The sequence below is a fragment of the Nocardia sp. NPDC052001 genome, assembly GCF_040680615.1.
Lineage (GTDB): Bacteria > Actinomycetota > Actinomycetes > Mycobacteriales > Mycobacteriaceae > Nocardia.
Map to the genome: position 1 here is coordinate 46,431 of NZ_JBFAXC010000005.1, position 12,960 is coordinate 59,390.

A 12,960-nucleotide genomic window follows, 5' to 3' on the forward strand; every position below is an offset into this window, starting at 1 on the left:
CCGGTTGAGCCATCGCGGCTGAGTAGCGGCCTGTGTGGCACGTCCGAAACTGCTGCGCGGGAACGCTCGTCGTCATCCCGGCGGACTTGTGGCCGGATCCACCGATGGCAGCACATGCACTGGTAAGTGTGGATCCCGGCCAGAAACGCGCCGGGATGACGGGGTCCGGTTGGCGCATGAACCTTCGACGCGGCACTAGTCGGCTACGTCTGGGGGAATCTCCGGTATCTCCAGGCCGGAGTCGGGGATTTCGACGGCGGTGTCGCCGTGGTCGTCGAGGGGTGGGTTGCTGTCCGGCGCAGGGTTATCCGGAGTAGGGGCGGGAGAGCTGCTGCTGCCGGGAGACTGGGGATCGATCGGCGGTGTGGCGACACCGCCCGGTGGAGGTGGGGCCGCATCGCCGGTTGCGGGTGGGATCTTGCCGGGAGGGGCGCTGCCCGTTTCCGGCGAGTCGTCGTTGAGGGGCGTGCACTCGCGCTGCGGGAGTGAGTCATCGCAGTCCGGCTGGGGCTGTGGCGAAGTCGCGTCATCGCTCCGGGGCGGGCATCCGGGCCGCGAATCTGCGCCATCGATGTTCGGCTGGTCAAGGCACTCCGGACGGGGTGGCGGGCACGCGGTGTGCGGAGCTTCGGGACTGTCCGAGTACGGGGCCCGGCAGGTGCCGATGGGGGTCCGGACATCCGGGCCGGGTGTGGCTGGCTGGCATCCTTCGTGCGGTGCTTGGGTTTTGGTGTCCGGTGACGTCGGGCAGGCCAGGGTCTGGGGAGGGCATTGACCGTCGGGGTTCGGGGCGGGTGCCGGATTGTTCGGGGCGGGGTGTGATTTGTCCGGCGGCGCGGCGTTTTCGGCCGTTCCGCAGTCCGGGTCCGTATCGGGTTGGGGTGTTGCGTGTTTCGGCGGGGCGGCTGGATCGGCAGCCGGGTGGTTCGGCTGACCACCCGCCGAATTGTCCTGACTGTTCTGGTCCGGATTGTTCGAGTCCGGGGTGGACGGGTCGCCGGGGGTGGTCGAAGGGTGGAGGAGATCGGTCAGGGTGCTGAGGTCCAGGCCGGAGATCAGGGATTTGATGAGGTCGGTCAGGGCCGCGAGGGGGCTGGCTGATGAATCCGGGTGGTTGCCTTGGCCGGTGCGGTCGGGAGAGTTGGTGGGTTCGCTCGCGGTGGCGGGATTGGAGCGGGTGGGGGTCGTGCTACCCGGCGAGGTGGGGACCGACCGGGCGGGTGGGATGCTCTCGGGTGCAGCGTTATTGGGAACCGGTTGGGGCTGCCCCGCACCTTCGGGGATAGGAGCGGATTGGGGTCGGGTCGCACCGTCCGGAGGCTGCTGCGGGCTCGCGTTCAGCGACGTCTCCGGGTGGAGTTGTGACTGCGATTGGGCTGGGACCGGCTGGGCGGCGGTGGGGGAAGGTGCGGTGCCCACCGTCGCGGAAGGTGCGGTGCCCACTGTCTCGGGTGCCATCCCTGCGACGGCGGTGGGGGCGGTGCCCACCGTCGTGGGAGGTACGGAGCCCGCTGCGACGGGAGGCGGGACCGACTGATGCGGTTGGGAGGGAACGGGTTCCGGAGACAGGGCGGGCGGGGTGAGGGCGGTGGGATGTGGGTAGGGGAGGTCGATGACTTGGGTGAGGGCGCTTATGGCGGTGGCGTAGTGGGATTCGAAGGTGGCGGCGGTGGATTGGCACGCGGCCCTGAAGGTGTCGAGTTTGTGCTCGATATCGGGCTTGAAGGTAGTGGTGAGCCAGTAGGTGGCATTATCGGCTATCAGGGTGTCGATGTCTTCGGGGGATTTGCCGTCTATCGCGAGTTTTCCTGTGCCGCTCGGTGATTGATCGAGGAGGGCGAGGGTGGACTCGGCCTTGGTGAGGACCGCTTGGCGGAGAGGTTCGCTGAGGTCGGCGAGAGCAGCCGCGGCCGTATTTGCGGCGTCGAGATCTGTTCTGGCTCGGCGCAAGTGGGCGATGAGGGTGGTTTGCGCCTCGGCACCGGCGGGGCCGGTCCACAGGGTGGGGAGCGATTGGGCGGCTGTCCACTGCGCCGACCATTGGGATTCGGCCTCGGCCAGCGCCTTCGCCAATTCGGTGACGGCGGTGTCGAGTTGGGGCAGGTTCGCGCCGCGCTGTTCGTCGTAGGCGGCTTGCAGGGCCGGGAGCGAGGTGTCGCGGTGGGCGTCGAAGGCTTTGGCGTATCTGGGCAGGAACTGTTCCCAGTACTCCAGGCCCGGCGCACCGTAGTCGAGGATTTGGTCTGCCGATTTGCCGGTGGCGTCGAAGCTCACGGGTGCACCGCCGTGAGTTGGGCGGCGCGCTCGCGATCCATGCGGTCGTATTCGGTTGCGGCATGGTCGAATACATCGGCGATGGCGAGCGTGGCGGTGCTCCAGTGCGCCAGGCAGGCGGCAATGCGCTCGAGGCCCGCGTGGATGGCCGCGCCCTGCGCCGCGTAGTCACGGCCCGCATGGTCGGGGCCGAGGGGGTGTTCGGTAATGCGCCGGGATTGCCGCCCCAGCGTTTCGGCGCTGCCGCGCAATGCGCTGACGGTGGCGCGCAGGGCGTCGAGATCTACTCCGAGCGCGTTGAATCCAGGCATCGATCCCCCCTCGTCGAACCCCCGGTTCGGTTATTTGCCCAGGCGGCCTTCGTCTGTGCGGACCCATTCGCTACTGCCGTCCGGGTGATGGTGGAACTCCCAGGCGGAGTAGTCACCCCCGCTGTCCACGACGGTGACATGGTCGGCGTAACCGTCGTGATCCAGATCAGTCCACACATGCATGGCGTGATCGCTGGTGGTGGTCACGGTGTCGAGTAGGCCGTCGCCGTCGATATCCTGCGTGGGATGTTGTAGTTCGACGGCGCCGAGCGCACCGAGCTCGGTGTGCGAGTCGAAATTCGGCAGGTCAAGCCCCGGCAGATCACCCGATGTGACCATATGCGCTCCTCCGCGATGACGTGGTTACCATCCTGTCATCCGCGCAACACCCACGCAGCAGCTTCATACCGATTGTGGATAACTCTCAGCTGTGCACAACTCGCCCACGCGCGAAACACGCGTCAGCGCTTCGGAATCACCACCCACAGAATCAGGTACAGCACGAACTGCGGTCCGGGCAGCAGGCAGGACAGCACGAACAGGAACCGAACGAGTCCGGCGCTGATACCGAAGTATTCGGCGAGCCCGCCGCAGACTCCGGCGATCCACTTGTCCTGGCTGGAACGGGTAAGGCGCTTGGTGGTCTGAGTAGTCATATCTCCACTTTCCTTGTCCCGGCCCGGCCCGGCATCGGTCCCATGACCCATTCCGACCCTGAACTTCGACGGGCCCGGAGTCAGGGTGCTACCCCGAACAGGGCACAATTGCGCAGGTGAGCACCACTCTGCATGCGCGCGGACTCGCTGCCGGACACGGCGAACGCACCCTCTTCGAAGACCTCGATCTCGTGCTGGCCCCCGGCGATGTGATCGGCCTGGTCGGGGTGAACGGCGCCGGAAAGTCCACCCTGCTGCGCATGCTGGCCGACGGGCGCGCCCCCGAGGGCGAGATCACCCTCAGCCCGCCCGACGCCACCGTCGGCTATCTGGCCCAGGAACCCGAACGCGTCGAAGGTGAGACGGTGCTGGAATTCCTGCGCCGCCGCACCGGCGTCGGCGAAGCCCAGCGCACCATGGACGAGGCCGCCGAACGCCTGGCCGACGGCGGTGAGGACGAGTTCTCCCCCGCCCTGGAACGCTGGCTGGCCCTGGGCGGCGCGGATCTGGAACAGCGCGCCGATGAGATCGCCGCCGATCTCGGCCTGAGCGAGAGCCTCCCGCACGGCCTGGACACCCCCATGACGGTGCTGTCCGGCGGTCAGGCCGCCCGCGCCGGTCTGGCCTCGGTCCTGTTGTCCCGCTTCGACATTCTGCTGCTCGACGAGCCGACCAACGATCTCGACCTGAGCGGCCTGGACCGCCTGGAGCAGTTCGTCACCGGCGTCCGTGAGCCGCTCATGGTGATCAGCCATGACCGAGAGTTCCTGGCCCGCACCGTGAATCGCATCGTGGAACTGGATCTGGCGCAGCAGCAGGTTGGCGTCTACGACGGCGGCTACGAGTCCTATCTGGAGGAACGCGATATCGCCCGCAGGCACGCCCGCGAGGCGTACGACGAGTTCGCCGATACCAAAGCCGGACTCGAGGCACGCGCTGTCATGCAACGCAATTGGATGGAACACGGCGTCCGCAATGCCCGCCGCAAGGGCAAGAACGACTCCGACAAGATGGGCCGCAAAACCCGCGCCGAATCGACGGAGAAGCAGGCGTCGAAGGTCAAGCAGACGATCAAGCGCATCGAACGCCTGGACGCGGTGGAGGAGCCGCGCAAGGAATGGGAACTGCGCATGATCATCGCCGCCGCCCCGCGCAGCGGTACGGTGGTGGCGACGCTGTCGCACGCCACCGTCACCCGCGGCGATTTCACCCTCGGCCCGATCACCCTGCAGGTCGACTACGGCGACCGCATCGTCCTCACCGGAGCCAATGGCGCGGGCAAGTCCACCCTGCTGTCCCTGCTGCTCGGAAAGACCCAGCCGGACACCGGATCCGCGCACCTGGGCTCCGGCGTCGCCATCGGCGAGGTGGATCAGGCCCGCGGCCTGTTCCGCGGCACCGACACCCTCGCGGACACCTTCAGCGCCGAGATCCCGGACTGGCCCGAAGCCGAAGTCCGCACCCTGCTGGCCAAATTCGGCCTGCGCGGCCCACATGTGCTGCGCCCCAACGACACCCTCTCCCCCGGCGAGCGCACCCGCGCCGCGCTGGCGCTGTTGCAGGCTCGGGGCGTCAACCTCCTGGTCCTGGACGAGCCCACCAACCACCTGGACCTGCCCGCCATCGAACAGCTCGAGCAGGCCGTCGAATCCTTCACCGGCACAGTGCTACTGGTGACCCACGACCGCCGCATGCTCGACAATGTCCGAGCCACCCGCCGCTGGCACCTCGACGCGGGCAAGCTCACCGAGGAATAGCGACAGCGCGGCCGAACAGCGACAGCACAGCGCCCCTCGATCGAATGATCGAGGGGCGCTTACGTATTCGATCGGGACGGCGTTCAGACAGCCGCGACGAGCTTGGCGAGATCGTCCGCGAGCCGCTGCGCCTGGGTCGGATCGGTGGCCTCCACCATGACCCGCACCAGCTGTTCGGTACCGCTGGGGCGCAACAGGATTCGACCGGTGTCACCCAGCAGCCGCTCACCCTCGGCGACCGCCTCCAGCACCTCCGGGGCGGAGGCGACGGCGGCCTTGTCCGAGACGTGCACATTCACCAGCACCTGCGGCACCGTCCGCACGATGGACGCGAGATCGGCCAGGGTGCGGCCGGTTTCGGCCATCCGCGCCATGAGCTTCAGACCCGTCAGCACACCGTCGCCGGTGGTGCCGAACTGCGGCAGCACCACATGTCCGGACTGCTCGCCGCCGAGATTGAGCCCGCTGCGGCGCAGCTCCTCCAGCACGTAGCGATCGCCGACGGCGGTGGTGCGCATGGCGATTCCCGCATCGCGCATGGCGATATGCAGCCCGAGATTGCTCATGACGGTCGCGACGAGCGTGTTCTCGGCCAGCTCACCGGAGTCCCGCATGGCCAGCGCGATAATGGCCATGATGGCGTCGCCGTCGACCACATTGCCCTGTGCGTCCACCGCCAGGCAGCGATCGGCATCGCCGTCCAGCGCCAATCCCAGATCGCCGCCGTGCTCGCGCACCGCGCGCTGAATCTGCTCCAGATGCGTTGAGCCGCAACCGTCATTGATATTCAAGCCATCGGGATCGGCGTTGATGGCGATAACCGTCGCACCCGCCTCGCGCAGCGCCGCGGGGCCGACCTCAGAGGCCGCGCCGTGTGCGCAGTCGACCACCACGGTGAGTCCGCTCAGGTCGCGCCCGGTGGCTTCCACCAGGTGTTCCACATAGCGTTCGTGGGTGCCTTCGAGGCTGTACTGATCGTGCGCGCCGAACGGCTGCTTGCCGAGCACGCGCCCGATGGCCCCGCCGGTCGGGCGGTGGAAGCCGCCTTCGGCGATGAGGGCTTCGATGCGGTCCTCGATGGCGTCGTCGAGCTTGTGCCCGCCCGCCGCGAAGATCTTGATGCCGTTATCCGGCATGGGGTTGTGCGAGGCGGAGATCATCACGCCCAGGCAGGCGTCGAAGACGCCGGTCAGGTAGGCGACGGCGGGCGTCGGCAGCACGCCGACCGAGAGCACGTCCACGCCCGCGGAAGTCAGGCCGGCGGTGACGGCGGCTTCCAGCATTTCGCCGCTGGCGCGCGGATCACGGCCGACAACCGCCAGCGCACGCTTCTTGCCCCGGCTGAGCACCTGCGCGGCCGCACTCGACACGGCAAGCGCCAACTCGGGACTCAACGAGTCGTTGGCGAGCCCGCGGACTCCGTCGGTGCCGAACAAACGTCCCATAACCTCACCCCTGATAGGTCGATACAGCACGAGAGCAGGCGCCCGGTGCGACGGTCGAAAACCGTTGCGGGGAGCCTGCTCTCGTACAGGTTGCCGCGTAGACCGTACCGTGCCCGTCCACGAAAAGGGGCGGGCACGGTAGAGCCGTGCGACGAAAAATCAGCGCTTCGAGTACTGAGGCGCCTTACGGGCCTTCTTGAGGCCGTACTTCTTACGCTCGGTGGCACGCGGGTCACGAGTCAGGAAGCCGGCACGCTTGAGGGCGGGACGGTCGTCCGGGGTGACCTCGATCAGCGCACGGGCGATGGCCAGGCGCAGCGCGCCGGCCTGACCCGAGGGACCGCCACCGACCAGGCGAGCGAAGATGTCGAAGGACTCGACGCGCTCGACGGTCACCAGCGGCGACTTGACCAGCTGCTGGTGCACCTTGTTCGGGAAGTAGTTCTCGATGGTGCGGCCGTTCAGCACGAAGTTGCCGGTACCCGGCACCATGCGCACGCGAACGACGGCTTCCTTACGACGGCCGACGGTCTGGATCGGGCGATCGATGAGAACCGGCGCGAAGGTCTCCTCGGCGGTGTACTCGGCCTCGTAGCCGTCACCCTCCTCGACGACCTCGACGGTGGTGTCCTCGACGACGTAGTCGTCGTTGAATTCCTCAGGAGCGGTCACTGGGCAACCTGCTTGATCTCGAAGGGGATGGGCTGCTGAGCGGCATGCGGGTGGTTCGGGCCTGCGTAGACCTTCAGCTTGCCGCCGATGCTGTTACCCAGCTTGTTCTTCGGGATCATGCCCTTGACGGCGCGCTCGACCAGACGGTCGGGGCGGGTGTCCAGGATCTGGCCGACGGAGCGGGACTTGAGACCGCCCGGGTGCCCGGAGTGGGTGTGGATGAACTTGTTCTCACGCTTGTTGCCGGAGATGGCAACCTTGTCAGCGTTGATGATGATGACGAAGTCGCCACCATCGACGTTCGGCGCGTAGGTCGGCTTGGTCTTACCGCGCAGCAGGTTGGCCGCTGCGACGGAGAGACGGCCGAGCACTACGTCAGTGGCGTCGATGACGTACCACTTGCGGGTCACGTCACCCGCCTTCGGGCTGTACGTAGGCACAGTCGTTCCCTGTCTGTCGTATGTGGTGCCAGCCAGGCATGCGGTCGAGCGACCCCGGCGGCTGGTGGAGACCCGGGACTCGTGGGACGGCCAGGGAGAACCCGGGCTGTACCGAACGCCAACGGAGAACGATACCAGTGCGCTACCGCCCACCCGAAACCGGGCGATGTGCGGTCGAGCGCACATCGCGGCGGCCGATGCTCAGATCTGGACCGGCGGGCCCGGGTCGACGCCGCGGACCGGGCCGGGGATGGTGTAGCGCAGGGTGTCTATCCCCAGGGTCTGGCAGTTCAGGTGCTGCGGCTCGTCGATTCTGGAGATGCCCGAGTGCGGCACAGTGGAGACGGAGGGCGTGATCGCGCACAGCTCATCGATGAGATGGGTGTCGAGCACGTCGCGGATGCTGTGCACGGCCGTGAGATCGCCCGCCAGCGCGGCCAGGTCCACGGGTTCACTGTCGGAGTGCACGCCCATGGCGCTGAGCGCGGCCACCCCGATGATGATGGGCGCACCGAAGCGTTTGCCCTTCATCTTGTTCCACAGCTTGTTCTTGCGCTTGCCTTCCCCCTCGCCACCGGAGCCCGAATCAGACTGACCGGCACTGCCTTCCGACATCTGCGGATTCGACTGACGCGACCCACTCTGCGGCATCGACCCACCGTACATCGCACCGGCCTGACCAGGAGCGTTTCCGGAAGGACCAGCGAAGTTCGCACCCGGGCCGCCGTAACCGCCCGGCCCGTAACCGCCGCCCTGCTGGCCGTATCCGCCCTGTCCGGGCTGGCCGTAACCCGGCTGCGGCGCACCCTGTCCCTGCTGCGGCGGGGCCTGCTGGCCGTAACCCGGCTGCCCCTGCTGCCCGCCCTGCGGGCCGTAGCCGGGGCCGTACTGCACCACGGGCGCATTCGACTGTCCCGCACCGGTATTCGGCTGCCCACCGGGCGGGGACTGCTGCCCACCCGCCGGAGGCTGTTGCTGCGCACCGGGATGCGGTTGTCCCGCACCGGTATTCGACTGTCCACCGGAAGCGGGAGGCCACTGCTCCTGACCGGGCGGCGGCGTGCGGCCCACGATGGCGGTCATCTGGTCATCGGCCGGAGTCCCCGGCGGCCGGGTGAATCGGCCACCCACCCCGGCCAGTCCGGGCGGCAGTCCACCGCGCGAGGCGGTCGGAATCTGCGCCACGTCTTCCGCTGTGATGCGGCGGGTTTCACCCATCGCGGCGGCGTCGCCACCGGCCTGCGCGGCGGCAGGCTGCGGAGCCGGTCCGGGCTGCTGCGGTGCCTGTCCGGGCTGCGGGGCCGGTCCCGTCTGCTGCCCGCTCGGCGGCGGGCCCTGCGGCGGCGCAACCGATTGCGGCTGCGGACCGGTGGAAGGTGCTGCGGGCCGCTGGGATTCGGCGCGCGGCGCACCGGAATCGGCGGGCTGCGGGATATTTCGCGGTCCCTGTTCGACCGGCCTGACCTCACCCGCGCCGGAGGCGGTATCGGCCGGGGCGGCGGGCCGGGGTGCCACGGGAGCCGGACCCGGCTGTGGCACCTGGGTTTCCGGCCGCGCGGCCATCGCCTCGGCGCTCAGCTCGCTGTCGTTGACGAGCAGATGCGTCGCCCCGAGCACGAGCGCGTGCATCGGATGTTCGGCGACCTGGAAGCGGTGCCCGAGATGGTTCTGGAAGGCCAGTCGCAGGGCGTCGTTGAAGCACACGTTCCCGGCGAGCAGCACGGTGGAGGTGTCGGCGTTGATACCGCGCGCCGCGGCCATCACCTCGATCACCACATTGTCGGCGGCGCGCGCGGAGTGCAGCGCGTCGGCGGTGATGGGCACGCTCACCGATTCGGTGGGTTCCTCGTCATCACCGTGCACGGCGACCACCAGGCAGTCGCGCCCGTCCGAGTAGACCCCGGTCGCCCCGACCGCGGCCCCGCGACCGGGCGGGCGCACCAGTCCGAGCGCCCGGATATAGCCGGACATCGCCACCGATTCGGGCAGCGCCTCGGCGACCACGCCGAGCTGTTCGACGAGCCGGATGAACTCGTCCACCTTGGGATCGGGCCATTCGTCCGGGAACGGCACGGCCAGCACATCGGGCGGCCCGCCCAGATGTTCGGTCACCGAGGCCAGCGGATTGTGCATGCGCGCCCGGAAGACGAGATCGGCGGGCCAGGTCGCGCCCGCCACCACGATCTGCGGATGGCCGAGGATGTCGCGCACATCGCTGATGGCGATGCCGACGTCCGGCCGCCGGTCCACACCCGCGGTGTGCAACCGGCCGGACGCGTCCGCCAGCAGGTACGCGGGCGGCGTATAGGTTCCTTCGACCTGGACGGGACGGATCGGCGCGCCACCGCCACCGGCGGCCACCGACACCACGTCCCAGCCGAGATGTACTGCCCCAACTCGAGCTGTCACAGCCATCAGTGTGCCTGCTCGCCGGAAGAAGCGCGCGACTCCCTACTCACTGGATGCCCTTTCGGCCGGTAACGAAGGCCATGCTCATGAGGCGGACTTCTTCAGCCGCAGTCGCGACCAGGTGAGCAGCGCCAGCACCACGGTCAGGACCAGCAGCATCCCGTTGTCGAGGAACCAGATGCCCGCCTCGTGCTTCCACAGCGCATCGGCCTGCGCGCTGGGGAACAATTCCCGGATGTTCACCGTCGACGCGCCGGAGGCGTAACCCCAGCGGGCCGGGAACAGCCACGAAACCTGTTCCAGCACAACGCGGCCGGTGACCGGGATCATGCCGCCCGCCATCACCAGCTGGCACATGATGATGACCACGAGCAGCGGCATCACCTGCTCATTGGATTTGGCCAGCGTGGACAGCAGCAGTCCGACCACCACGCAGGTGACCGCGGTCAAAGCGATGTCGATGTACAGTTCGGCACTGCCCGCGGACAGCACCGCGCCCGGTCCGGGTCGTTTCTTGCCCGCCAGCACGATGCCCATCATGACGCCCGCCTGCAACAGCGCGGCCAGGCTGAACACCACCACCTTCGACATCAGGTATGCGCCGGAACGCAATCCGACGGCACGCTCGCGGTGGTAGATGGCGCGTTCACCCACCAGATCACGCACGGTGAGCGTGGAGCCCATGAAGCAGGCGCCGAGGATCAGCACCACCAGCAACTGCTGTGCCTCACTGCCGCCGGTCATGACGTAGGAGCCGTCCGGCATCTGGGTGAAGCCGCCCTTTTGGAAACCGTTCTTACCCGGCACCACCAGTGACAGTCCGCCCAGCACGAACGGGAGTATCAGCAGGAAGGCCAGATATCCGCGATCGGCGAAGATCAGTCGCAGCTGTCTGCGCGACAGTGTCGAGAACTGTTTGAACGCACTGGATTTCGGCGGCTTGGCCTTCTCGACCGATTGCACCGCCGGTGGCGGTGGCGCGAATGCCTGGCGGGAGCGGAAATTCGCGAAGGCGCGGTCCGGATCGGCGGCGACGCGGGTGAAAATCTCCGCCCAGTCGCTGGTGCCCAGGAAGTCGCGCACACTGCCGGGATGTCCGGCGAAGGCGGTCTTACCGCCCGGCGCGAGCAGCAGCACCTGATCGCACATATCAAGGCAGGCAACCGAATGCGTGACCACGATGACGGTGCGCCCGGCGTCGGCGAGCTCGCGCAGCATGGTCATGACCTGCCGGTCCAGCGCCGGATCCAGGCCCGAGGTGGGCTCGTCCAGGATCAGCAGTGACGGACCGGTGAGCAGTTCCATGGCCACCGAGGCGCGCTTGCGCTGACCACCCGAGAGCCGATCCACGCGGGTGTCCGCGTGCTGGGTGAGCGAGAGTTCGGCCAGCACACCGTCGATGACGCGTTTGCGGTCGGCCTTGCTGGTATCGGGTGGCAGGCGCAATTGCGCGGCGAAACTCAGCGCCTGCTTGACGGTGAGCTGCCGGTGCAGCACATCGTCCTGCGGCACCATGCCGATGCGGGAGCGCAGCGCTTCGTACTCCGCGTGCAGCCCGCGCCCTTCGAAGGTGACCACGCCCGCGGACGGCTGGGTCGTTCCCGCGATGAGTTTGGACAGCGTGGACTTGCCCGCGCCGGACGGGCCGATGAGTGCGGTGAGGGTGCCGCGCCCGGCGGCCATGTTCACATCGACGAGCAGTTGCTTGTTGCCCTCGACGGTGAAGCCGACGCCGTGCACGTGCAGACCTTGTTCGGCAGCCGGGCGCTCGCGGCGCACCAGCGTGCCCTGCTGCACCTCGAAGTCGACATTGCCGATGGTGATGATGTCGCGATCGCGCAGCACCGCGCGCTGTTCCCGGCGGCCGTTGACGAAGGTGCCGTTGGCCGAGCCCAGATCCTCGATGGCCAGATTGCCGCGATCGGACAGCAGGCGGGCGTGCCGGCGCGAGGCCAGCGGATCGTTGACGACGATCTGGTTATCGCTGGTGCGGCCGATGTGCAAGCCGCCCTGCGGGATTCGGTCCGCGCGCGCGGCCGGACCGGTGGAGGCGCGGGCACGCACCGGCGGGGCGGCGGCGACGCTGGCCTTGGCGGTCATATTGATGTTGTCCGGTGCGTCCGGATGCATCGGCAGCGACGGTTGTGCGGCGGACTGCGGCGCGTGCGCGGGTATTCCCTGCGATGGCAAGCCCTGCGACGGCATCCCCTGTGACGGCGGCAGCGATGAACGCGGCGGCTGTCCGGATTTCGGCGGCTGACCGTGTGCGGGCTGCGCGTGGCCGTGCGCGGCCTGACCCGACCGCGGCGGCCGCACATAGTTGATCGGCTGCTGCCCCTGTGCGGGCGGCCGCTGTTGCGGCTGCTGCTGCGCCGGTGTCGGCGGCCGATTCTGCTGCGGCGGAGCGTAATTCTGCGGCGGCGTCCAGCGCTGCTGCGGCTGCTGTCCCGAGGGTGGTTGCTGCTGGGGTTGCTGGCCGGACGGCGGCTGCTGCATTCCCACCCGTGGGATCAGGTGCAGCAGTGGCCCGGTGATGGCGTCGCCGAGCCGGACCTGCATGGGCCGGTCGATCGGAATCGGCTGGCCGATCCGCCGCGCATCGACGAAAACCCCATTGGTGCTGCCATTGTCGGCCAGCACCCACCCGTTGCCGCGCCAGGCCAGAGTGGCGTGCACCCGGGAGACCAGTGGGCTGTCCACGAACAGCGTGACCTCCGGCGCCCGCCCCATGGTGATCTGCTGGCTCGCGTCGAAAACCCGATCGGTTCCTTCATGACGCACGGTGATCTGCTGCGCCCCCGGTGAAGACATGGCCCGGATACTACCGTCTGCCCCGCTCAGAGCCGCAGGAGTAAGCAGACGGATACCGATCGGTCTGTAAAGGTTCCGGCAGACACCGCGAATCCGGCATTACAGCCCCGTTGCAACCCTTCCCAGCCGCAGCCAACCCGGACAACGAACAGCGGATTCGGCGGATAATATGCGTGGGCTCGGAC

Annotated in this window: 10 protein-coding genes; 1 reads left to right on the forward strand and 9 read right to left on the reverse strand. The window is 68.2% G+C overall.

Annotated elements, in window-relative coordinates; translation table 11 throughout:
• Nucleotides 1-195 precede the first annotated feature (195 nt).
• The 4 genes from AB0L82_RS24545 to AB0L82_RS24560 form a co-directional block, all read right to left on the reverse strand.
• Entirely contained in the window at nt 196-2,274 is a 2,079-nt protein-coding gene (locus tag AB0L82_RS24545; RefSeq protein ID WP_364640679.1) for a hypothetical protein, read from the reverse strand.
• A complete protein-coding gene (locus AB0L82_RS24550; protein ID WP_364640681.1) occupies nt 2,271-2,585 on the reverse strand; it encodes a hypothetical protein in 315 nt (104 codons plus the stop codon). Before AB0L82_RS24550 ends, AB0L82_RS24545 begins: the two co-directional genes overlap by 4 nt.
• Nucleotides 2,586-2,615: 30 nt before the next feature.
• Entirely contained in the window at nt 2,616-2,924 is a 309-nt protein-coding gene (locus AB0L82_RS24555) for a DUF6802 family protein (protein ID WP_364640684.1), read from the reverse strand.
• A 122-nt stretch (nt 2,925-3,046) separates the two neighbouring features.
• Nucleotides 3,047-3,241, reverse strand: a complete 195-nt coding sequence (locus tag AB0L82_RS24560; protein WP_364640687.1) for a PspC domain-containing protein — start codon at nt 3,239-3,241, stop codon at nt 3,047-3,049.
• Nucleotides 3,242-3,357: 116 nt separating this feature from the next.
• Here AB0L82_RS24560 and AB0L82_RS24565 point away from each other — a divergent pair, with 116 nt between their 5' ends.
• Nucleotides 3,358-4,998 (forward strand): ABC-F family ATP-binding cassette domain-containing protein, encoded by a 1,641-nt coding sequence (locus AB0L82_RS24565; protein WP_364640690.1) that lies wholly within the window; start codon nt 3,358-3,360, stop codon nt 4,996-4,998.
• A gap of 83 nt (nt 4,999-5,081) precedes the next feature.
• Here AB0L82_RS24565 and glmM read toward each other — a convergent pair whose 3' ends face one another.
• From glmM to AB0L82_RS24590, 5 genes are all read right to left on the reverse strand, one after another.
• A complete protein-coding gene (gene glmM, locus AB0L82_RS24570; protein ID WP_364640693.1) occupies nt 5,082-6,443 on the reverse strand; it encodes a phosphoglucosamine mutase in 1,362 nt (453 codons plus the stop codon).
• Between the two features lie 159 nt (nt 6,444-6,602).
• Nucleotides 6,603-7,115 (reverse strand): 30S ribosomal protein S9, encoded by a 513-nt coding sequence (gene rpsI / locus AB0L82_RS24575; RefSeq protein ID WP_364640696.1) that lies wholly within the window; start codon nt 7,113-7,115, stop codon nt 6,603-6,605.
• Nucleotides 7,112-7,555 (reverse strand): 50S ribosomal protein L13, encoded by a 444-nt coding sequence (gene rplM / locus AB0L82_RS24580; protein ID WP_364640699.1) that lies wholly within the window; start codon nt 7,553-7,555, stop codon nt 7,112-7,114. Before rplM ends, rpsI begins: the two co-directional genes overlap by 4 nt.
• A 201-nt stretch (nt 7,556-7,756) precedes the next feature.
• The gene (locus tag AB0L82_RS24585; RefSeq protein ID WP_364640701.1) at nt 7,757-9,964 is read right to left on the reverse strand and encodes a hypothetical protein; all 2,208 of its coding nucleotides are present in this window, start codon (nt 9,962-9,964) and stop codon (nt 7,757-7,759) included.
• An 84-nt stretch (nt 9,965-10,048) separates the two neighbouring features.
• Nucleotides 10,049-12,775: an FHA domain-containing protein gene (locus AB0L82_RS24590; protein ID WP_364640704.1), complete on the reverse strand. Its 2,727-nt coding sequence runs from the start codon at nt 12,773-12,775 to the stop codon at nt 10,049-10,051.
• Nucleotides 12,776-12,960 lie beyond the last annotated feature (185 nt).

What these genes read in the sequence shown, in the direction of transcription:
- AB0L82_RS24560 (WP_364640687.1), bottom strand. Translation starts at nt 3,241, where the DNA reads ATGACTACTCAGACCACCAAGCGCCTTACCCGTTCCAGCCAGGACAAG.
- AB0L82_RS24555 (WP_364640684.1), bottom strand. Translation starts at nt 2,924, where the DNA reads ATGGTCACATCGGGTGATCTGCCGGGGCTTGACCTGCCGAATTTCGAC.
- AB0L82_RS24550 (WP_364640681.1), bottom strand. Translation starts at nt 2,585, where the DNA reads ATGCCTGGATTCAACGCGCTCGGAGTAGATCTCGACGCCCTGCGCGCC.
- AB0L82_RS24590 (WP_364640704.1), bottom strand. Translation starts at nt 12,775, where the DNA reads ATGTCTTCACCGGGGGCGCAGCAGATCACCGTGCGTCATGAAGGAACC.
- glmM (WP_364640693.1), bottom strand. Translation starts at nt 6,443, where the DNA reads ATGGGACGTTTGTTCGGCACCGACGGAGTCCGCGGGCTCGCCAACGAC.